This window comes from Pseudoduganella sp. jia 12, assembly GCF_055502675.1.
Genome location: NZ_JBUXKP010000003.1, coordinates 488,736 through 508,439 on the forward strand (window position 1 = coordinate 488,736; position 19,704 = coordinate 508,439).

The window sequence follows — 19,704 nt, forward strand, 5'->3', positions numbered from 1 at the left end:
CGCCAGCGCCGATACACCCATGAGCAATCCCCACCAGCACAATCCGCACGGGTACGACAGCGACGCGATCGATGCGGTCTACCGCGCCATCCGCGAGCGCCGCGACATGCGTCACTTCCGCCCCGATCCGATCGACCCGGCGCAGCTGGCGCGTTTCATCGAAGCCGCGCACAGCGCGCCCAGCGTGGGCTATATGCAGCCTTGGCGCTTCCTGCGCATCACCGACGCCGCGCTGCGGCGCGAGCTGCATGCCCACGTGGACGCCGAGCGCGCCCTGACCGCCGAAGCATTGGGTGAGCGCTCCGACGAATTCATGCGCCTGAAGGTGGAAGGCATCCTGCAATGCGGCGAACTGCTCGTCGTGGGGCTCGTGGAAGGCCGCGAACGGTTCGTGTTCGGCCGGCGCACCATGCCGGACATGGACCTGGCGTCGGCTTCCTGCGCGATCCAGAATTTCTGGCTCGCTGCGCGGGCTGAGGGCTTGGGTGTGGGGTGGGTGTCGCTGTTCGATCCCGAGCACGTGCGCGCGCTGTGCGGGATGCCCGAAGGCAGCCGGCCTGTCGCGCTGCTGTGCGTCGGCCACGTCGATGCGTTTTATCCGGAGCCGATGCTGCAGGCCGAGCGGTGGGACAGCCGGCGCGAGCTGGGCGAGATCGTTTATGAAAATGCCTGGGGGACGCCCTCGGGTGCAGGAGTGCGCACTGGCCGGGAGCCCTCCCGTTCCTAGGGCTGTGCTGCTTGCCTGGTGGCGCCTGGGTTCATCAGCCCGAGAAGCTCGGCGAAAGGCGGCAATCCCATTGCACGCCGGCGCTGGTCCAGGTGGACCATATCCTCGATCGGAAAGGGCTCCGCCCAGCCGTTGATCCGTGGCCGGAACTGGGTGCCGTAGATCTGCGGCTTGTTTTCGTAGACCAGTACGCGATCGATCGAGGTCGCCAGATTGGCAGGAAATATCTCATGCCTGGCGGCGGCGTCTTTCATCAGGGTCAGCCAGGATTTCGTGCGTGCCAGTTCCTCCGGCGGTGCATGCTGGGCGACCAGCCAGGCGGCGTTCGCGGCTTCGAAACCCACCATCGACATCGTGGGCCAGCCTTTGGCGGCAATGATGGCTTCCAGCCGCAGGCGGCGGGCGGCGTCCTCGGCGGCCGCTTGCCTGGCGGCGGGCGAATCCTGACTTGCAGTCCGGGCATGCCTGAGCGCCTGGTCCTGCTCGCCCATTTCGATCAACGCCTTTGCCAATGCGGGCTCCGGCACCTCGCGTGGATACACCAGGATCGGCAGCGCCAGCGCGCGTGCCGCATCGAATACGGGTTGCGGCTGGGATTCCCAATCGCGCTCGCCGACGATCACGCTGCAACTGGTTTCAGGCGGAAGATCAAGCTGGTACCTTCCATCCTTCACCACTCCCGGTATGCGCGCGCCGTCACAATCCGCGAAGGCTGCCAGCGTTGGCAAATTACCGGTTGCGCTGATCACGGGGCCGGAGAAATGGATGGCCGAGGACGGTTCGGCATGCAAGCCATTACTCCATACGAATAGTCCGGCCAAAAACCCGCAGGCCAGGAAGCCAGGGTGTACCGCGTATCGGGTTGGTATGAAGAGCACGGTTAGCCATTTCCATTGATTTGAACGAAACGCGCACGTTCATTGCGCCGGCATGTTTGACCGGTGGACTGACGGGAGTTTCCGGCAAATGCAGGAGGCAATCGTTCCATATTATCTTTCCGGCCGCAAGCGCCAATGGGCTGGAATCGGATGCATGCAATAGTGCGCATATGTCGAGTGCCCCGTGAGGTATGCCTGCCCCCTTGGCGGACTGCGCCATACCAATGCTACGAACGCCCTACTCGGGCATGGAGGCAGCCTTTCCCCACCCGGTCTATATCGATCTAATTCGATTCAAAACGGTCTATTTCAGCCGATTCCGGCCCACGCACCAGCTAATCGCATCCAAAAAACCAGCGTATGGGTCTAATTTGAGCCATATCGAAGCAAGCAAAGTCTAAAACAATCTTCTTCCTGCTCTCCGGTCAAATCTTATAGACACTTTCAGAACGGAGCGAATCATGGAATACGAAGCAACGCAGCCTGTCTATATTCCAGTGATGGATTTCCTGGAACTGGAACTTCATCTGCTGGAAACCCGTCCCGGCGTCAAGCCTGAGGCGTTCATCAAGGACCTGTTGAAACGCTGGCTGGCAAGGGATATCGAACGGCGCGGCATGAAAACGCATGGCCCGGTCGTGCGAGGCTTTCAATGGAAGACATTGTTCCTGCCCGAAGGTACGCTACTGCGCACCAGCCACAGCGACAAAGTCGACTTTGCCAAGGTAAGCGGCGATCACATCGTCTCGGAAGACGGCCCGACATTGACGCCATCGCTGTTCGCCAATCGGCACGCAAAGGGGCGCAATGCCTGGCGCTTTGTATGGCTGCGGTTTCCCGGCGACGATCGTTGGGTGCGTGCGGATGACCGCAGAGAGGCCCGTTCCAAACCAGTCTACGCGCGCGGCGAAGCAGTCTAAATTGGCCGATGATGAACCTGCGCGGTAGTCTATTTCGGTCTCCGCTTGACGGTGCAAAGTCGATTCCGGTCTACGCCGCCGCAGGTTCCGGCTGATTTTCGCCTTCAATAGACTATATGGGTGCGTTCTGGACCGGTTTAGACCATCGCCGAAAAATGGTGGCGTTCAGATAGCCGGGTGACTTCGACCCGGCTCCCATAACGCCGAGCTTGCTCTACGATCGTAAGCGGTTCGTGACCGGGCAACGATCGAAGCCGCGCGAATCGCATATGACGCTGCAACGCATGAAGCTGGCGAAGACATGCGAGCGCGATATCAATCAGACCTGCCTCCAGTGAATCACTCCTCGCCCGCCTGGTGGAACACCAACTCCTCGACGCGCCGCCCGTTGCACAGGTGCTCGCCGATGATGCGGTCCATGTTTTCCGGCGTGACGTTGTAGTACCACGTGCCGTCCGGCTGCACGCACACGATCGGGCCACCCTTGCAGGCGGCGAAGCAGCCCACCCGGCTGCGCTTGACGCGCAGGTCGCCCGTCGTCAGGCCGGCCGCCTTCAGCTTGTCGCCAAGGCTGTCGAACAGTGCCTGCGACGCGTCGTCCGCGCTGCAGCGCGGGCCGGTGCACACCAGCAGGTGGCGGCGGTAGCTGCCGATCTTTGGTTTCACCACTTCGCCGGCTTTGCCAACTTCGCCGACTTTGCCGACATCGCTCATGCTTCGCCCTCCCCCGCCGGCACGGCTTCGTCTTCCCACGGCTCGGCCAGCGTGGCGGCGATGTAGTCGGCCGGCAGGCGGTGGCGTGCAGCAAGCGACTGGATGCTGGCGCCGGCCGCATGCTCGGCCTGCAGCGCGTCGAGCCAGCCCAGCAGGCCGGTCGACAGCGAGCGGCCGGCCTTTTCGCCGGCACGCGTGGTGCCGCCTTCTTCCATGTCGTACTTGTTGGCATAGCCGCGCGGCGTGACCATCAGGCCATTGCGCACGAACGTGTTGCTGTTGCCGATCAAAACGGTGCTGAGCATGCCGATGTCCGCGTCGGCCATCCGGTCGAGCGTGGTGAACACGATGTTCTCGCGGCGGCGGTAGGCGCTCTTCACGATCGCCACGGGCGTGTCGGCCCGGCGGTGGCGCAGGAACAGGCGCTGTGCCTCGACGATCTGGCGCGTGCGCCGGCCGCTCTTCGGGTTGTACAGAGCGACCACGAAGTCGGCCATCGCCACCGCGTCGAGGCGGCGCGCGATCGTGGGCCATGGCGTGAGCAGGTCGGACAGCGAGATGGCGCAGAAGTCGTGCGTCAGCGGAGCGCCCACCAGCGCGGCGCAGCTGTTCAGCGCCGACGCGCCGGGAACGATCTCCACCTGCACGGGGTCATCGGGCGTCCAGCCGGACTGGAACAGCACCTCGTACGTGGGGCCGGCCATGCCGTACACGCCGGCGTCGCCCGACGAGATCAGTGCCACCTTCTTTCCCGCGCGCGCCGCTTCGAGTGCGCTGACGGCGCGGTCGAGTTCCTCGGTCATCGACTTGCGGATGATTTCCTTGCCGTCGAGGAGATCGGCGACCAGCTTGATGTAGGTGACGTAGCCGATCACCACGTCGGCTTCGGCGATGGCCGCGCGGGCCCTCGCGGTCATGTGGTCCACGCTGCCGGGGCCAATCCCCACCAGCATGATCTTGCCGGCGGCGGCCGGCGGCAGCCCGGATGTTTCGGACAAAGCGGATAAATCGTTCATGGTTCCTTCCTGGCGATCGAGACGGTGGCATGGCGGCCATCGGCGCCCCGGTGTTTGAGTTTTTCAACGACGAGCGCCGTCATCGGCGTGCCCTCCCCGGCGGCCAGCAGCGCGGCCGCCTCGCTGACGGACGGCGTGCCCGTGTAGCGCAGCACCGTCGCCGAAGGATGCGGCACCGGCACGGCGGCCAGCGCCGCGGCCGCATAGAAGCGCAGCGGCCAGCCGTACTCGCCGGCGATGGCCAGCAGCGCGGCTTCATCCTGCTTGAGCGTGATCGAAGCGGCCGCCGTTACCTGTGAAGGCAGCGCGCCCGCTTCGCGCAGCGCGGCCTGCACGGCTTCGCGCACCGTCTGCAAGGCCACGCCACGGTCGCAACCGAGGCCCACGGTATAAGTGTCCACTGAGCTGGTCATTGCGCGGCGTCCACCGGCGGCCGGTACACGACGAGCCGCTCGTGCAGCGCATCCCACCGCTCCGCCGGCACGTCCGCATGCGTGACCCACAGCAGCGCCGCGTAGCGGTCCAGCGGCACGTCCGCGAAGCGTTCGAAGCGGTGGATGTTGTCCGGCAGCGGCGTGGGACGGGTCCACCAGTGCGGGCTGCCCGCTTCCTGCACGAAGGCGATCGGTTCGCCATTGACGACATGCGCGGAAACGCGCGTGACATTGATCTTCGGCGCTTCCACGCGCCAGCCCAGGTGGCGGCCGAGGATGTCGACGGGGATCGTGCGGCCCACGTCGGATGCGGTGGTCAGCACGGGGGTCGCGCCGAGCAGCGCAGCCACGCGCTCGCTCCATTCGTTGGCGCCGCCCACGTGCCCGGACAACACGGGAATCACGTACTGGCCGGCATCGTCGACGACGATCACGCCCGGGTCTTCGTCCTTGCTGCGCAGGTGCGGCGCGATGAGGCGTACCACGGCGCCCAGCGAAACGAAGAACACGAGCTGGTCGTAGCCGGCGAACAGCGGGGCTATCTCGTCGCGCAGCGCGCCGCCATACGGGTGGATGCGGTTCGGCAGGCCGGCGAACGTGGCGGCGAATTTGGCGGCCGTGCAGATGTCGGCTTCCGGCAGGTCGGCGGCCAGGCGCGCGGCCTGCGCGGCGCCGTGCTTCGTGATGGCCACGAGGCACAGGCGCGGCAATTCGGCAGTGACACCGGCATCGGTGTTGGCAAGATCGGTCATGCGGTCTCCGTATGAAGGGTTGGGGGGCCGCTCTTGCGCAGGCAGCCCTTGATGCGTTCGCCGCGGATGCGGTGCGGGTGTTTCACGATCAGCAGCGACAGGTAGCTGACCTTCGTGCCGCGCAATGCGAGAATGTCCGCACCGCCGAAGCGGCGCTCGTCCGGTGCGCCGACCCGTTCGATGAAATGGGCGCCAGCCAGCAGGTCACGCCGCTCCAGCCAGCCGATCAGCTCATCGAGGATGGGTTTTACCTTCATCAGCACCAGCGTGTCGAAGTCGGGCAGCAAGCGGTCGACGGCACTGACCCCGTACGCGGCCGGCACGATCGCCACCGTGTCGTCCTGCTCGGCGAACGGCACGTCCACCATCGCGCAGGCGGCCGTGAACGCGTTCACGCCGGCGATGACGTTCACCGGCACGCGCTCGTCCAGCGCCCGCACGGTGCGTGCCAGATGGCCGAACGTTGCGTAGGTGCTGGCGTCGCCCTCGACGAGGAACAGCACGTCGCGCCCCGCCCGCAGCCATGGCAGCACGGTTTCGGCGGCGCGCAGCCAGGCACGCGCCAGCTTTTCGCCATCGTGCGTCATCGGGAACAGCAGCAGCGCGTGCTCGGCCGGCGGCGCCAGGCCGGCACGGTGCGCGATATCGAACGCATAGCTGGGCGTCTTGCCGCTGCGCGCCGGATACACCCACACCGCGTCGCGCCGCTCCAGTGCCGCCCACGCGGCGCGCGTGATGAGGCCTGGGTCGCCCGGGCCCAGCGAAATGCCATACAGCGTGCCGGTCATGCGCCGCTCCCGGCCCGCTGCGCGCAGACGATCCACACGGGATTCTCGGCCGCCATGCGGTGCATGTGCAGGATCGGTTTGCTGCGCGCGGCCTGCAGCTGCACCACGTCCCACGCGATGCCTTCCAGCGCGGCCAGTGCGGCCGTGGCAGTCGCCAGGTTTTCCAGCGTGACGAAGTTCATCACCAGCGTTCCGCCAGGGCGCAATCGCCCCATCACGCCCGTGATCAGCCCGGCCAGCTCGCCGCCCGAGCCGCCGATGAACACGGCATCGGGGTCCGGCCAGGCATCCAGCCCGTCCGGCGCCTTGCCGAGGTGCAGGCTGTAGTTGCCCACCCCGAAGGCGGCGTGGTTTTGTCCGGCGATCGCATGGTCCGCCTCGTTCTTCTCGATGGCAAACACGTGGCCGCGCGGGCACAGGCGCGCCGCTTCCAGGCCCACCGAGCCGGAACCGGCGCCGATATCCCATACCACGCTGTCCGCGCGCAGCTGCAGGCGCGCCAGGCTGACGGCGCGCACTTCCCGCTTGGTGATCAAACCCTTCTCGGGCTGGCGTTGCACGAATGCCGTATCGGGCAGGCCGAAACGCACCGGCCGTGGCGCCGCCGTTACGCGCCACAGCAGCACCACGTTCAGCGCGGCGAAGCGCATGCCGGCCGCCTCGGCCATCGACAGTTCGGCCAGCACACGCTCTTCCGGCTGCAGCAGGTTCTCCGCCACGGCCATGACGAAATCGTCGCCCAGGCCTTCGGCCAGCAGCAGCCGGGCGATGCGGTCCGGGCTGTTGTCGGGGCTCGTCAATACCAGCAGCCGCGCATGGGTGCGCAGCGCCTGCGCCAGCGCATACAGGCTGTGCCCCGGTGTGGCGCCGCGTTGCCATTCGCCGGCATCCTTCGCATGCACCGAGACGATGGCGGCATCGTGCCACGCCAGCCCGATGCGCGCGCAGGCCAGCTGCAAGGTCGACAGGTTGGGCAGGATATCGAGCGCCTGCACGCACAGGTGCTGCGCCAGGTACGGGGCGACGCCGTGGCACAGCGGGTCGCCGGTGGCCAGGACCACGCAATTGAGGTGGTCGGCGCGCGCAGCGCGCACCCATGCCGGCACGTCCTTCAGGCGGCCGGTCAGGTCGTGGCACACGGCGCCGGCTTTCAGTTCGCGGGCCAGCAGCGCCAGCGTGCGTGCGCCGCCGATCACCACGTCGGCGCTGCGCAGGTGCGCGAGCGCCGTGGCATTGAGGCTGGCGACGCCATCGTCGAGGACGCCGATCACGCGGCAGGGGTTGGGGTCTCTGTGGTAAGTGGCCATCTTGCTGGTGTCCATGAGTGTTCGTCCGGGGTCAGGATTCGGTGTCGGCAATGTGGGCGATGCCGGTGCGGCCGGCGCTGGCCGGGCGGTCGCGCGGCAGTGCCGGGGCCGACCACACGTCCGCCACCAGCTGGCCGGTGAAATCGCATACCAGCACGCGCAGCTGGAATGCGCGCCCGTAGCGGTCTGGCGCCGTCAGCGTGTCGATCGCGGCCTGCGCCAGCGCGCGGTGGAACGCTTCGCCCAGGCCCCGCTCGACCATCAGCTCGGCGCCGAAGCGGGCCGTCTCGGCGGCGGCCATGGCGGCGCAATCCTCGGCGCTGGCGCCGATGCGCCGGCCGATCTCCGCCACCAGGTCCGTGTCGACTTCGCTGCGGTTGGCGTGGGTGATGGTTTCGCCCTGGGCGATCTTGGTCAGCTTGCCCACCATGACGGCCAGCACGACCGTGCCGATGGCCTGCGCCACCGCTTCGTCGAGCGCGTAACGGAGGAAGTCGCCCATCTGCACGAAGCAGGCAGCTGGCAAGTCCGGCCGCTCGCCCCGGAGGGTGGCCATCGCGAACGTTTCGGTGCGCCCGCCCGTCGTCAGCGCCACCATGCCGTGGCCGGCGGTGGATGCGACCTGCACGCCCTGCACCACGCTGGCGCGCCAGGCGGCCGTGGAATACGGTTTGACGATGCCGGTGGTGCCCAGGATGCTGATGCCGCCCAGGATGCCCAGCCGCGCGTTCGTCGTCTTCTTTGCCATCACATGCCCTTCGGGCACGCTGATGGTGACCTCGATGCCGTTTTCGGCCAGCAGCCCCGGCGCCGCTTCGCGCAGGTTGTCCGCGATGTTCTTGCGTGGCACGGGATTGATCGCCGGCCCGCCCACTTCCAGGCCCAGGCCCTTCATCGTGACGGTGCCGACGCCATCGCCGGCCACCCACGCCACCGTGCCGGCCTGGCCCGGCAGCAGGCGCAGGTCGACCGTGATGTGCGCGCCATCGGTGCAATCCGGGTCGTCGCCGGCGAATTTGACGACCATCGCGTGGGCGCGGCCCTCGCCGCAGCACCCGTCCCGCACGGCGAACACGACCCGGCTGCCGTTCGGCAGCAGCGCCTCGACCTGCTCCGGCACGCTGCCGGTAGCAAGGCCCAGCATCGCCGCGCGCGCGGCCGCGGCGGCACACGCGCCGGTGGTGAAGCCGGTGCGCGTGCCGCGTTCCGTTGCCCCCTTTTCTTTCACGCCCGCGCCGCCCCGACGTTCTTCTGGCGTTCCTCGGCCAGCGCCAGCAGCGCATGCAGCGCCGCCACCACCAGCGTGGAACCGCCCTTGCGGCCGCGGATCACGATCCAGGGCACGCCGCCCTCCTGCGCCATCAGGTCCTTCGATTCGGCGGCAGACACGAAGCCGACGGGCATGCCTATCACCAGCGCCGGGCGCACGCCCTCTTCCCGGATCAGCCGGACCAGTTCGATCAGCGCCGTGGGCGCGTTGCCGATGCCGACGATGGCGCCGTCCAGCAACGCCAGCCGATGGGCCTTGCGCATCGCCTGCACGGCGCGCGTGGTGTCTTCGGCTTTCGCCAGTTCGATCACGTCGGCATCGCTGATGAACTGGTGCGTGGCCATGCCGAAGTGCGCCAGGCGCGGCCGCGACAGGCCAGAGCAGATCATCTCCACGTCGGCCACCACCGGCGTGGCGCCGGCCAGCATGGCGCGGATGCCCGCCTCCACGGCTTCCGGATGAAAATCCGTGAGGCCGTTGAAATCGAAGTCGGCATTCGCATGGATCATGCGGCGCACGATCGGCCACTGCCCGGCCGTGTACGCATGCGGGCCCGTTTCGGCATCGATGATGGCGAAGCTGTCATGCTCGATCGCCTGGCCGGCGCGGGTGAGCTGCTCGGTGACCGTGTTCACGCTGCTCATGCGGGCACCCCGGTTGTGCCATGGCCGTGGTGATGGTCATGCTCGTGCCCATGGTCATGCTCGTGCCCATGACCGTGGTCATGACCGTGGTCATGCGTATGGGCGTGGGGATCGGCAGCCGCAGGAGCGTGCGTATGCGCGTGCGAATGGCCATGCCCCAGCTCATGGGCGATTTCGCGGTAGCTGCAGCCGTCGCACGGCAGGCGGCTGTCCGGCACGCCGGCACGCAGGTTTTCCACGCGCTCGTCCATCAGCCCGAAGATCTCGTCCTCGAAGCCGAAGTGCTCCGTGCACGCGAAGCGCACGTGCGGGTACTGTGCGCGAAGATGCTCGACCTGGCGGTGGATGCGCTGCATCAGCGTGCCCGTGTACAGGTAATACGGCAGCACGACGACCTGCCGCATGCCCAGCAGCACCTGGCGCTGCACCACTTTTTCCAGGCGCGGCCACGTGATGCCGGTAAACGCCAGGTCGACCAGCTCATGGTCGCCTTCCTCGAGCAGCCAGCGGGCCATCTTCGCCATGTCGCCGTTGGCGCCGCGGTCGGAGGAGCCGCGCCCCAGCAGCACCACGCCGGTCGTGGTGGGGTCGGGCATGTCGAGCGACGCCATCGCGCCGCGCAGGCGCCGGCGCAGCACAGCGAGCACCGGATCGCTGGCGCCCAGGTGCGGAGCGAGCAGAATGTCGACCTGGTGGCCGGCGGCCTGCAGGCAGGCGGCCCGCGCGGCTTCGATGGCCTCCGGGATCTCCATCTTCACGTGGCCGGCGGCGTTGAGGATCAGCGGCACCACCAGCACCCGGCGCGCCTGGCGTGCCGCGGCCAGCAGCGCGGCGTTCAGTTCCGGCGGCGCGAACTCGATGAAGCACAGTTCGATGCGCCAGCCCGGGCGGCGGGCGCGCCACTGCTCCGTGAACTCGCGGATCTCGCGGTTGCCGGAATCCTCGCGCGAACCATGGCCGACGATGAGGATGATGTCTTCCGCCGGCGCTGCCGCCTGCATGATGATGGGTGCGTTCATGCGCTTGCCTTTCTGAATCGATGGGTAAAGGTGGGGTCGTACAGTTTCGAGCGGGCCAATGTTTCCCAGTGCAGCGCGCCGAGCGTGGGGCTGGCCACGATCATCGCCTGGCTGGCCACGCCGGCTTCGCGGCAGCGCGCCTTGATGTCGGCCAGCGTGCCGCGCAGGATCTTTTCCTCGCCGGGCCAGCTTGCCTTGTGCACCACCAGCATCGGCGCATCTTCCGGCCAGCCAGCCGCGCGCAGCGCCGTTTCCACCTTGTGCAGCAGCGTGATGGACAGGAAGATGCACAGCGTGGTGCGGTGCGCGGCCAGGCTGGCCAGGTCTTCGCCTTCCGGCATCGGCGTGCGCCCCGCCACGCGCGTGAGGATCACGGTCTGCGTGACTTCGGGCAGCGTGAGCGATTCTCCGGCCGCCGCCATCGACGCCATCGCCGACGATACGCCCGGTACCACGGCCCACTCGATGCCGGCCGCGCCCAGCGGGCGGGCCAGCTCGATCAGTGCACCGTACAGGCCGGGGTCGCCTGTCTGCAGCCGCACCACCGTGCGGTGCAGGGCCGCCTGTTCGATGAGCCAGGCCGTCATCTCTTCCAGCGTCATGTCCTTCGAATCGCGGATCGTGCATCCAGGCGGCGCATACAGCGTGACGGCGCGGTCGACCAGCGAACCGGCGAACAGCACGGCGCCCGCGTCGCCAAGCAGCCGGCGGCCCTTGACGGTGAGGAGTTCCGGGTCGCCCGGGCCGGCGCCGACAAACCATACCTTGCCGGGGTTTTCAACTGTCATTCGGTGTTCTCCAGGAAGTTCGATGCAGCGGGCAGCCTGCGCAGCGCCTCCAGCAATGACGGCACGCTGCGCGGCGCCGGGGCGGCCGGCAGCAGGCCGCGCGCCGCCAGCTGGGCATGCAGCGCAAAGGCCAGCGGCACGCGGTGGCCGGCGGCGTGCAGCAGTTCGGCGCGTGCCGCCAGATGGTCCGCGGGCGCGGAGGCGATGCAGCGGCCGGCGGCCAGCAGATGGATATCGTCGGCCCACGCGAACGCGAAATCGACGTCGTGGGTGGTGAGCAGCACGGTCACGCCGCGCGCGACGAGACGGTCCAGCAGCGCCGCCAGGTCGGCCTGCATCGGCGCGTCGAGCCCGGCCATCGGCTCGTCGAGCAGCAGCACTTCCGGCTCCATCGCCAGCACGCCGGCGATGCACACGCGCTTCTTCTGGCCAAAGCTCAGGTGGTGCACGGCGCGGCCCGCGTAGCCGCGCAGGCCCACGGCATCGAGCGCCGCATCGACGCGGGCGGCCACCGTGGCGGCATCCAGGCCCAGGTTCAGCGGCCCGAACGACACGTCCTCGCCCACGTGCGCGGCGAACAGCTGGCGCTCCGGATCCTGGAACACGAGGCCCACGCGGCGGCGCAAGGCGGCCAGCGCGGCGCGGTTGTGCCCGACAGGCTGGCCGTCGCAGCGCAACTGCCCGGCGCCCGGCCGCAGCAGGCCGTTCAGGTGGCGCAGCACGGTGGATTTGCCGGCCCCGTTCGCGCCGAGCAGCGCATGGCGCCGGCCGCGGCCGAGCGCCAGCGTGCAGCCGCGCAGGCCGGTACCGCCATCCGGATAGAGGTGGTCGACGCCGACCAGTTCAAGCACGGGATGCGTCATTGCCAGTGGTCTCCCGTGGCCAGGGCGACGAGCAGGACACCGGCCAGCAGGGCCTGCGTATTCTGGCGCCGCGCCTGGGGGAACACGGCCGGCAGGAAGCGCAGCGTGCCGGTGTACGAGCGCGCATCCGCGGCAGCCTGCAATGCCGCCGCCCGCAGCCATACCTGCTGGGCGACGTGGCCGGCCAGCAGCCCGGTCGAGCGCCATGCCTGTCGCCATGTTTGCAGCCATCCCCCGCGCCATCCATGGCGCGAGCCCCGATAGCCCAGGCGCGCACGCTGCGCCTCGACACCATCGTCCCAGGCACGGCGCAGCACGAACAGCATGCGGTAGCACAGCGCCATCAGGTCGAGCAGCATTTCCGGCGTGCGCAGGCGGCGCAGCAGCGACAGCAGGTCCGGCAGCGGCGTGGTCAGTACGAAGCCCAGCAGCGCGGCCAGCACGGCCAGCGCGCGCAGGCCCGCGTGCGCCGCCACCGGCACCATCGCACCGTTCCAGTGCCAGCCGCCATGGGCGTCGGGCCCGACCGGCAAGGTGACACATGCCAGCAGCAGGAAGCCGAGTGGCGCCAGCGCGGCCGTCAGCCACGTGCGCAGCGGCACGCGCGCCCCCAGCAGCGCAGCGAGGACGAGCAACAGCGCCAGCATGGCCAGCGTGCCGGGCCGCTGCGCGATCCATGCGGCGGCGATGCCCGCGACCGCGAACAGCGCCTTGGCCGACGGGGCAACGCCGCGCCAGCGGCTCGCGTAGGCAGCCGTTTCGATCAGCATCGGCGATCGTCATCCGGTTCGTTGCGCGCGGCGCGGGCACGCTCGCGCCCGACCGACAGGCCGAGCCAGTAGCCGATCACGCCGGCGCCGATCGCCGCCTGCAGGGCGAACAGCAGCGACGCGATTTCACCGCTGGCCGGCTCGAACAGGGGCTCGAACCACGGCTCATAGCCCGGCGCGATCGTGCCGATGGCGTCTTTCGCCAGGTCGTCGGCCCCGCCGAACGCCGCGCCGCCGGCCAGCCACAGGGGCAATGCCGAAAGCAGCACGATCGCTGTCCACGCCATCCACGTGCGCGGCCTCATGGCCGCCCTCCGGTACGGTGAGCGAACACGGGTGCCGCGCGCTGTTCATGGCCGTCGAACCGGGCGATGGCGTTCACCACGAGCACCGTCAGCAGGCCTTCGCTGATGGCGATGGGCACCTGGGTCAGCGCGAAAATGCCGGCGAACCTGGCCAGCGAAGCGGCGATGCCGCCCACCGGATCGGGAAACGCCCAGGCCAGCTGCAGCGACGTGGTGGCATACGTGGCCAGGTCGCCAATACACGCGGCCGCGAACACGGCAACGGCGCGCGACATGCCCAGTGCGGCAACCATGCGGAACACGCCGTACGCGACGAAGGGACCGACCACGGCCATCGAAAAGACATTGGCGCCCAGCGTGGTCACGCCACCGTGGGCCAGCAGCAGTGCCTGGAACAGCAGCACCACGAAGCCGACGGGCACCATCGCGGCGGGGCCGAACAGCAGCGCGCCGAGCCCCACGCCGGTGGGATGCGAGCAGCTGCCCGTGACGGATGGCAGCTTGAGCGCGGAAAGCAGGAATGCGAATGCGGCGGCGACGCCGAACAGCATGCGCCGTTCGGGATGCAGGCGCAGGCCGCGCGCCATCGCACGCAGGCCCACGGCCAGGAAACAGGCGGAGACGGCCGACCAGCCCAGCGCGTGAGCAGGCGGCAGGAACCCTTCCATGATATGCATTCGAAACCTCCCGTCGAATGGTCCATTGGAGCACCTGCGGGAGATGAAAAGACGGTCGAGACGGGACCGGGCACGGCGCCGCTTCGACAGCGGCTTCCCGTCACCCCGGGGAATGGTGCTGACTTGCATGGGCCGGTATTCTGGCTCGCCGTCATCCTTCATCCGCGCCTTCCCGCGAGCGATCGCAGTGGCTGATTGGCGGAATCCGTCAGGCTTACAGCAGCGGGGGCTGCACCGGAATGGCCGCGCGTGGCGGCTTCACCGGTTTCCCGTTTAACGCCCTCCCCGAACGGAAAGAGCGCACCCAAGCGCGCATGGTAACCGAAATGCATTGCCGTGGCATAGCAATTTTGCTGCGCCGCCACGCGCGCACCCGACAGCCTTACTTGGAAATGCGCAGGATGGCCGACGCCAGCTTCGTAAAGCACGGCGTCAGGTCGGCCTCCGTGGCCGCGTAGCAGTACATGCCGACGGGCTTGGCCGCGTTGTAGCAGCGTGACGGGCCATCTGCCACGTTGGCCATGCATTTGAGCACGGCTTCGCCCGTTTCGTTGTCGGCGTTTTTCTCCTTCAGCGCGGCGCCCATGCCGAGCGTGAACACGAAAGTGCCGTCGTCGCGCGCCTTGGCCGCCACGGCTTCCGCGAGGTTGCGGGCGGCGCGGTTCACGTTCTGCTTGAACATCGTGGAACTGCCGATATCTTCCGTTACCACGCGAGGCGCCGTGGCCTGCACGGCCCATTCCTTTGAAGCCGTATCGATGGCGTTGTAGTACCTCGGCAGCTTCTTCAAGGTATTCCATGCGCTGCCTTCCAGCTTGCAGGCATTGCTGACGAAATCGTACTGGGTGTCCAGTCGCAGCATCGCCTGCCCGACCGAATCGACGACGCCGGGTTTGTTGCAGTTACCGAAAGGCAGGTTGACGCCGAACGACGTGGGGGCGCCATCCGAGAAGAACACGATCACGCGCAGGCTGGAACGGTTGGCGGTCGGGATCGCGTTCAGGTCGTCGCGCGCACGGCGCATGCCTTCGAACGACGAGGTGCCCCCTTCAAACTGAAAGGCCGTAATCGTCGACAGCATCGCATCGCGCCGGAAGCCGCGACCAGACTTGGCGATCGGATAATCCAGGATGGCGCCGGAGGAAAAGTGCACCATGCCGACCCGGTCCTGCGTGACGTTGAACTTGTTCAGGAAGCTCCTGGCGGAGGAGCGGACAGCCGCCTGCACATCGACCAGCGACCCCGACGTATCGACGACGAACGCCATGTCCAGGTCCCTGCGGATCGTCTGCGCATAGGCCACCGGCGTCAGCGACTCGAAGCCCATGATCCGCATGATCGACACGGGCATCGGTGCCTCGGCCTTCACGTCGATCGTCACTTCGCCCGCGTTGAATGCGACCGTGGTATCCAGCAGCGTTGGTTTCGACATCAGGTAATTGGCCGGGATGTTCGCTTCGAAGAACTCCCTTGCCGCTTTCACCGCGCTGGCCTCCTGGTCCGCCTTGTTGTCCCCGGCCGTCACGGCGCGCGCCCCGGCCAGCGCCGCCGAGTCGACGGCCGCGTTCAGGCGCGCCTTGACCAGGTAGGCCAGGCCCGCATCGACGGCGAGGCCGGCCACGGCCAGCAGCACCATCATTCCCAGCGCGACCATGATGGCGACGGCGCCGCGTTGCCGTTTCAGGAGTGGAGTCATCAGAATATCGTCATCGAATACAGGTCGGGGCCGAAGGTGGGCACGTTGAAGCTGCCGGTCATCAGCATGTCGAAGTCGTAGAACGTCTCGACCACGTACACCACTTCGCCGTCGTCCAGCTGGCCCTTCATGATGTCGGTGGCTGGCCGCGAACTGCTGCTGATGCCGGCACATGCGGTGGTCCCCCAATCGGTGCACTTGTAGGCCTTGCTGGCCGGCGCGTAGTTGCTGGCGATGAAGCCCAGCTTGCGCACCGTGTCGTTCCAGCGATACTGGTCAAGGACCACGCTGGTCGACACGTTGTTCTTGACCACGCCCATCACGCGGGTGATGTACACCATGCCGCGCCGGTTCACGTCCAGCGGCGGCGCGCTGGCCATCAGCGCGTGGATGATCTGCTGGCTGTCCGTCTCCAGCGTCATGTTGCCGCGTGCGACCAGGTTGGCGCCTTCGCGGCCGATGTTCACCATGATGATGTTGGCCTGCAGCGCACGGGCCGCGTCGATCATGCAGAACAGCAGCAACAGCAGCATCGGCAGGATCAGCGCAAATTCGACGGCGGCGACGCCGCGCTGTCGCCGCCGCGATGTCATCGGGGTACGCATGTGCGGTATCACTCGAAGGCCTCGTTGCGCATCGTTGCCGCCACGGCGAACCTGTATTTGCCGTCCTTGAACGCACTGGAAACGAACGGCGTCGTCACCTTCCACGTGCAGTCGAGCTTGAGCACGATGATGCTGCCGGCGGTGCCGAACATGGCGTTGCCGTAATTGGCGGCCTGGTACTCCTTGCCATTGACGTGGATGATGGGCGCCACCTTCTCGTACATGCCGAACGAGCTGTCGCGGATCTTCTCGATGACGGCGGCGTAGCGCTGCTGGCTGGCCGTGTTCGGGTCCAGGTCTTTCTGGCCGGTGATCGCATAGCGCGCGCCTTCGCGCACCGCGTATTGCATCGTCAGCGTCACGAAGAACATGAACCCGAACTCGACCAATGCCAGCAAGACAAGGAGGAAGACCGGCATGACGAACGCCATTTCGACGAGTGTGGCGCCAGATTGACGGCGTTTGATGAACATTTGGAAACTTTGGCCGTTGGAGTGGGTTGTATGCGGTAAGCTTGAGATTCTACAATGCAACTTTCCTTTCGGCAGCGTTCGATCGCCGGAGAAACACGCCGCTGTCGGGCCAGAACAACGAAGAATGATTTAAAGGCATGCACGAAGAGACATTGCGGGAATCCACGACGATCCTGCCTCCCTCGCGCCCAGCCGCACCCGACGCCGAAGCGTGGATGGTGTTCGGCATGCGGGTGCTCCTTGCCGTTTCCGCACTGCTGACGCTGTACATCGGCCCGAGCGACCTCATCGCCAATGGCAGCTGGACCTGGCTGTTCTTCCATGCCTATGTGCTGCACAGCCTGGTCCTGCTCGCCGTGGCGCGGATGCGCGCAGGCTTCTGGCACGGCCCGGTCATCTACTGGGTCGATATCGGCTGGTATGGCCTGATGATCTATGCCACGGGCGGCACGCCGAGCCCGTTTTTTTCGTTCTTCTTCTTTGCGATCCTTGCCGCTTCGTTCCGCCGCGGCTTCGACGATGGCGCCCGGCTGACGCTGGGTTCGGCCGCCATGGTGACGATCGCCGTGCTGGCCGCGCAGGGCCTGGCATCCATCCAGCTGCTGCTGCTGCGCGCCACGTTCGTGCTCGGGCTGGGCTACATGATCGCCTACTGGGCCGGCCTCGCCATCGACCAGCGGCGCCGCCTGTCGCTGTTGCGCGACGTGAGCCGGCTATCCAATCCCCGCTTCGGCGTGCAGCACACGCTCGATTCGCTGATGGAGAAGATCCTGCGCTTCTATGGCGGCACCACGTGCGTGCTGCTGATGCAGGATGGCGCAGGCCGCTGGACGCTCAATACCGTGCACCACCCTGCCGCCGGGCGCCCGGTAAGCCGCAGCAGCATGCGCGAAGACGCGGTGCGCCCGCTGCTCGCGCTGGGCGGCGCCGGAACGGTGCTGTACCACGGCGCGCCGGCGCGCGCCGAACGCCTGGCCGCCGGCGAGCGCGGCTGGAGCGACATCGATCCGGATGCGGGCGCCGGCATTGCCGACCTGCTCGACACCGCCGCCTTCATCAGCGCCGCGCTGCCGTTGCGCAAGGGTGCCGGCCGCATCTTCGTCACCGCGCCGCGCCGCCTGCGCCGCACCGACGCCACGTTCCTGAACCATATCGTGCAGCAGGCGTTTCCCGTGATCGAAACCATCGACCTGCTGGACCGGCTGGCATCGGAAGCGGCCTTTCGCGAGCGCCAGACCATCGCGCGCGACCTGCACGACAGCACGATCCAGCCGTACATCGGCCTGCGCAACGCGGTGGCCGCCATCCGCAACGGGGCCGGCGACGACAATGCCGTGACACCGGAACTGGACCACCTGCTGGCGATGTGCACCGAAGTGATCGGCGACATGCGCCAGTTCGCGCACCGCTTCCGCAACGGCCGGCAGGAAGAGCCGGAACTGCTGATCGCGCTGCGCCGCCACCTCGCCAAGGTGCGCTCGTTCTTCGACGTGGACGTGACGCTCGATGCGCAGCATGCGCCGCTGATCAGCGACCGCATGGCGGCCGAGGTGTTCCAGGTCGTCAGCGAAGGCATCAGCAATATCTGCAAGCACACGCACGCGCGCCACGCCCATGTGCGCATGGGGCAGGACGCGAACCAGCTGGCGATCGACATCACCAATCCGGTCGATGGCGCCGCACCGTGCGCGCCCTTCCTCCCCGTATCGCTGGCAGAGCGCGTGTATGCGCTGGGCGGACAGGTGGCCGTGGAGCCCGCCGCGGGCCAGACCGCGGTCCGCGTACGCATGCCGCTGTGATCGCGACCGATATCGCGCCCGACAACACCATGAAAAGAACAATGGAGGACACATGACCATCCGCATCATGCTGGTCGACGACCACAAGACCATGCTGTGGGGCCTGGAGCGCCTGATCCAGGCCGAGGCCCCCGCCTTCGCGCTGGTGGCTTCCGCCAGCGACGCGCAGGAAGCCACGGCGCTGTGCGCGCTGCACACGCCCGACATCGTGCTGCTCGACCTGGACCTGAAGGGCAGCAGCTCGCTCGACATCCTGCCCGCGCTGGTGGCCAACAGCGTGACGAAAGTGGTGATCCTGTCCGCCAACCGCGACCACGCCACGCTGGCCGGTGCCGTGAAGCTGGGCGCGCGCGGCGTGGTCAGCAAGGAATCGCCGACCGACGACGTGCTGGCGGCCGTGCGCAAGGTGCATGGCGGCGAGCTGTGGCTCGACCAGCCGCTGATGCAGGCGCTCCTCGGCCAACTGGTGGCGCCGGCGCCGGCGGCCAATCCGGAGGCGCAGCGCATCGCTTCGCTGACGGCCCGCGAGCGCGAAGTGATCGGCATGATCGTGCAGGGCAACGGCGCGCTGAACAAGGAACTGGCCGAACGCGCGTTCATCTCCGAGCGCACGCTGCGCAACCACCTGACGGCCATCTACGGCAAGCTGGACGTGGCCAACCGCCTCGAGCTGTACATGTATGCCACGCGGCACGGGCTGGGCTGAACGACGTAGGACATATGTCCCATGCCGGGCTGCCGCAATGTCCTGCGCAAAAGGGGAGCTTTGACGGATGTGCAAGGCGGGAGCGGCCGGTACGATGCTGTTCATGCGCTGCGCCCGATTCAGCGGCGCGACGGCAACCGAACTGGAGCGAACGTGCACGACAAGGAAGACTTCCCGGAGCAGCAGTACGAACGTACGGAGAACTCGTCCATGCCTTTCGTGGTGCTCTCGGTTCTCGTTGCGGTCGTCGGTCTCATTGCGGTAATGGCCGCCTGGACTGGCGCATAAGCACCGACCAACCTTCAACGTCAAAGGACACACCATGCAATTCATCAAGAACTTCATCAAGGAAGAAGACGGCGTCACGGCAATCGAGTACGCACTGATCGCCGCGGTGATCGCTGGCGTCATCGCCGTCGCGTTCACCGCGCTGGGCGAGAAGATCAGCACCCTGTTCGGCGCGATCGGCGACAACATGACCGTCGCGAGCCCCAAGTAATCGCAACCGGCTCGGTACCAGTCCGGAACGGGTTCGCCCGTTCCGGATTTTTAT

General features: G+C 67.4%; 24 protein-coding genes and 1 riboswitch. Of the genes, 6 read left to right on the forward strand and 18 right to left on the reverse strand.

Annotation, left to right across the window (positions count from 1 at the left end; translation table 11 throughout):
* Nucleotides 1–19 precede the first annotated feature (19 nt).
* On the forward strand, nt 20–727 hold the full coding sequence (gene bluB, locus ACY65G_RS08245; protein WP_464996872.1) for a 5,6-dimethylbenzimidazole synthase: 708 nt from the start codon (nt 20–22) through the stop codon (nt 725–727).
* On the opposite strand, the gene ACY65G_RS08250 is transcribed toward bluB, so the two are convergent.
* Nucleotides 724–1,518 carry a DUF6624 domain-containing protein gene (locus ACY65G_RS08250; protein ID WP_464996873.1) on the reverse strand — a complete coding sequence of 265 codons (795 nt, stop codon included), beginning with the start codon at nt 1,516–1,518 and terminating at the stop codon, nt 724–726. The two genes, bluB and ACY65G_RS08250, sit on opposite strands and share 4 nt — an antisense overlap.
* Before the next feature lie 548 nt (nt 1,519–2,066).
* On the opposite strand from ACY65G_RS08250, the gene ACY65G_RS08255 reads away from it, so the two are divergent.
* Nucleotides 2,067–2,525 (forward strand): hypothetical protein, encoded by a 459-nt coding sequence (locus ACY65G_RS08255; RefSeq protein ID WP_464996874.1) that lies wholly within the window; start codon nt 2,067–2,069, stop codon nt 2,523–2,525.
* Nucleotides 2,526–2,864: 339 nt separating this feature from the next.
* Here ACY65G_RS08255 and ACY65G_RS08260 read toward each other — a convergent pair whose 3' ends face one another.
* From ACY65G_RS08260 to ACY65G_RS08340, 17 genes are all read right to left on the reverse strand, one after another.
* The gene (locus ACY65G_RS08260; protein ID WP_464996875.1) at nt 2,865–3,239 is read right to left on the reverse strand and encodes a (2Fe-2S) ferredoxin domain-containing protein; all 375 of its coding nucleotides are present in this window, start codon (nt 3,237–3,239) and stop codon (nt 2,865–2,867) included.
* Entirely contained in the window at nt 3,236–4,255 is a 1,020-nt protein-coding gene (cobJ, locus tag ACY65G_RS08265) for a precorrin-3B C(17)-methyltransferase (protein WP_464996876.1), read from the reverse strand. Before cobJ ends, ACY65G_RS08260 begins: the two co-directional genes overlap by 4 nt.
* Complete coding sequence (locus tag ACY65G_RS08270; protein ID WP_464996877.1) at nt 4,252–4,668, reverse strand: cobalamin biosynthesis protein; 417 nt, start codon at nt 4,666–4,668, stop codon at nt 4,252–4,254. The genes cobJ and ACY65G_RS08270 overlap by 4 nt, the downstream gene beginning before the upstream one ends.
* Nucleotides 4,665–5,441 carry a cobalamin biosynthesis central domain-containing protein gene (locus tag ACY65G_RS08275; RefSeq protein ID WP_464996878.1) on the reverse strand — a complete coding sequence of 259 codons (777 nt, stop codon included), beginning with the start codon at nt 5,439–5,441 and terminating at the stop codon, nt 4,665–4,667. Before ACY65G_RS08275 ends, ACY65G_RS08270 begins: the two co-directional genes overlap by 4 nt.
* Entirely contained in the window at nt 5,438–6,229 is a 792-nt protein-coding gene (gene cobI / locus ACY65G_RS08280) for a precorrin-2 C(20)-methyltransferase (RefSeq protein ID WP_464996879.1), read from the reverse strand. Before cobI ends, ACY65G_RS08275 begins: the two co-directional genes overlap by 4 nt.
* Nucleotides 6,226–7,551, reverse strand: a complete 1,326-nt coding sequence (gene cbiE, locus ACY65G_RS08285; protein WP_464996880.1) for a precorrin-6y C5,15-methyltransferase (decarboxylating) subunit CbiE — start codon at nt 7,549–7,551, stop codon at nt 6,226–6,228. Before cbiE ends, cobI begins: the two co-directional genes overlap by 4 nt.
* A 16-nt stretch (nt 7,552–7,567) precedes the next feature.
* Nucleotides 7,568–8,764 (reverse strand): cobalt-precorrin-5B (C(1))-methyltransferase, encoded by a 1,197-nt coding sequence (locus ACY65G_RS08290; protein WP_464996881.1) that lies wholly within the window; start codon nt 8,762–8,764, stop codon nt 7,568–7,570.
* Nucleotides 8,761–9,450 carry a precorrin-8X methylmutase gene (locus ACY65G_RS08295; RefSeq protein WP_464996882.1) on the reverse strand — a complete coding sequence of 230 codons (690 nt, stop codon included), beginning with the start codon at nt 9,448–9,450 and terminating at the stop codon, nt 8,761–8,763. Before ACY65G_RS08295 ends, ACY65G_RS08290 begins: the two co-directional genes overlap by 4 nt.
* Nucleotides 9,447–10,469 carry a sirohydrochlorin chelatase gene (locus tag ACY65G_RS08300; protein ID WP_464996883.1) on the reverse strand — a complete coding sequence of 341 codons (1,023 nt, stop codon included), beginning with the start codon at nt 10,467–10,469 and terminating at the stop codon, nt 9,447–9,449. The genes ACY65G_RS08295 and ACY65G_RS08300 overlap by 4 nt, the downstream gene beginning before the upstream one ends.
* The gene (cobM, locus tag ACY65G_RS08305) at nt 10,466–11,257 is read right to left on the reverse strand and encodes a precorrin-4 C(11)-methyltransferase (protein ID WP_464996884.1); all 792 of its coding nucleotides are present in this window, start codon (nt 11,255–11,257) and stop codon (nt 10,466–10,468) included. The genes ACY65G_RS08300 and cobM overlap by 4 nt, the downstream gene beginning before the upstream one ends.
* The gene (locus ACY65G_RS08310) at nt 11,254–12,120 is read right to left on the reverse strand and encodes an energy-coupling factor ABC transporter ATP-binding protein (protein ID WP_464996885.1); all 867 of its coding nucleotides are present in this window, start codon (nt 12,118–12,120) and stop codon (nt 11,254–11,256) included. Before ACY65G_RS08310 ends, cobM begins: the two co-directional genes overlap by 4 nt.
* Complete coding sequence (locus tag ACY65G_RS08315) at nt 12,117–12,890, reverse strand: CbiQ family ECF transporter T component (RefSeq protein WP_464996886.1); 774 nt, start codon at nt 12,888–12,890, stop codon at nt 12,117–12,119. The genes ACY65G_RS08310 and ACY65G_RS08315 overlap by 4 nt, the downstream gene beginning before the upstream one ends.
* Nucleotides 12,884–13,195, reverse strand: coding sequence for an energy-coupling factor ABC transporter substrate-binding protein (locus ACY65G_RS08320; RefSeq protein WP_464996887.1), 312 nt, complete (start codon nt 13,193–13,195; stop codon nt 12,884–12,886). Before ACY65G_RS08320 ends, ACY65G_RS08315 begins: the two co-directional genes overlap by 7 nt.
* The gene (locus ACY65G_RS08325) at nt 13,192–13,872 is read right to left on the reverse strand and encodes an energy-coupling factor ABC transporter permease (protein WP_464996888.1); all 681 of its coding nucleotides are present in this window, start codon (nt 13,870–13,872) and stop codon (nt 13,192–13,194) included. Before ACY65G_RS08325 ends, ACY65G_RS08320 begins: the two co-directional genes overlap by 4 nt.
* Before the next feature lie 113 nt (nt 13,873–13,985).
* Nucleotides 13,986–14,195, reverse strand: a riboswitch (cobalamin riboswitch).
* A 59-nt stretch (nt 14,196–14,254) separates the two neighbouring features.
* A complete protein-coding gene (locus ACY65G_RS08330) occupies nt 14,255–15,568 on the reverse strand; it encodes a VWA domain-containing protein (protein ID WP_464996889.1) in 1,314 nt (437 codons plus the stop codon).
* Nucleotides 15,568–16,173: a TadE/TadG family type IV pilus assembly protein gene (locus ACY65G_RS08335; RefSeq protein WP_464996890.1), complete on the reverse strand. Its 606-nt coding sequence runs from the start codon at nt 16,171–16,173 to the stop codon at nt 15,568–15,570. Before ACY65G_RS08335 ends, ACY65G_RS08330 begins: the two co-directional genes overlap by 1 nt.
* An 8-nt stretch (nt 16,174–16,181) precedes the next feature.
* Nucleotides 16,182–16,646, reverse strand: a complete 465-nt coding sequence (locus ACY65G_RS08340) for a TadE/TadG family type IV pilus assembly protein (protein WP_464996891.1) — start codon at nt 16,644–16,646, stop codon at nt 16,182–16,184.
* A 137-nt stretch (nt 16,647–16,783) separates the two neighbouring features.
* Here ACY65G_RS08340 and ACY65G_RS08345 point away from each other — a divergent pair, with 137 nt between their 5' ends.
* The 4 genes from ACY65G_RS08345 to ACY65G_RS08360 are packed head-to-tail and all read left to right on the forward strand — an operon-like array spanning nt 16,784 to nt 19,650.
* Nucleotides 16,784–18,445: a sensor histidine kinase gene (locus ACY65G_RS08345; RefSeq protein WP_464996892.1), complete on the forward strand. Its 1,662-nt coding sequence runs from the start codon at nt 16,784–16,786 to the stop codon at nt 18,443–18,445.
* A gap of 52 nt (nt 18,446–18,497) precedes the next feature.
* Nucleotides 18,498–19,151: a response regulator gene (locus ACY65G_RS08350; RefSeq protein ID WP_464996893.1), complete on the forward strand. Its 654-nt coding sequence runs from the start codon at nt 18,498–18,500 to the stop codon at nt 19,149–19,151.
* Nucleotides 19,152–19,172: 21 nt separating this feature from the next.
* A complete protein-coding gene (locus ACY65G_RS08355; RefSeq protein WP_464996894.1) occupies nt 19,173–19,439 on the forward strand; it encodes a hypothetical protein in 267 nt (88 codons plus the stop codon).
* 34 nt (nt 19,440–19,473) lie between these two features.
* A complete protein-coding gene (locus ACY65G_RS08360) occupies nt 19,474–19,650 on the forward strand; it encodes a Flp family type IVb pilin (RefSeq protein WP_464996895.1) in 177 nt (58 codons plus the stop codon).
* Nucleotides 19,651–19,704: the final 54 nt, after the last annotated feature.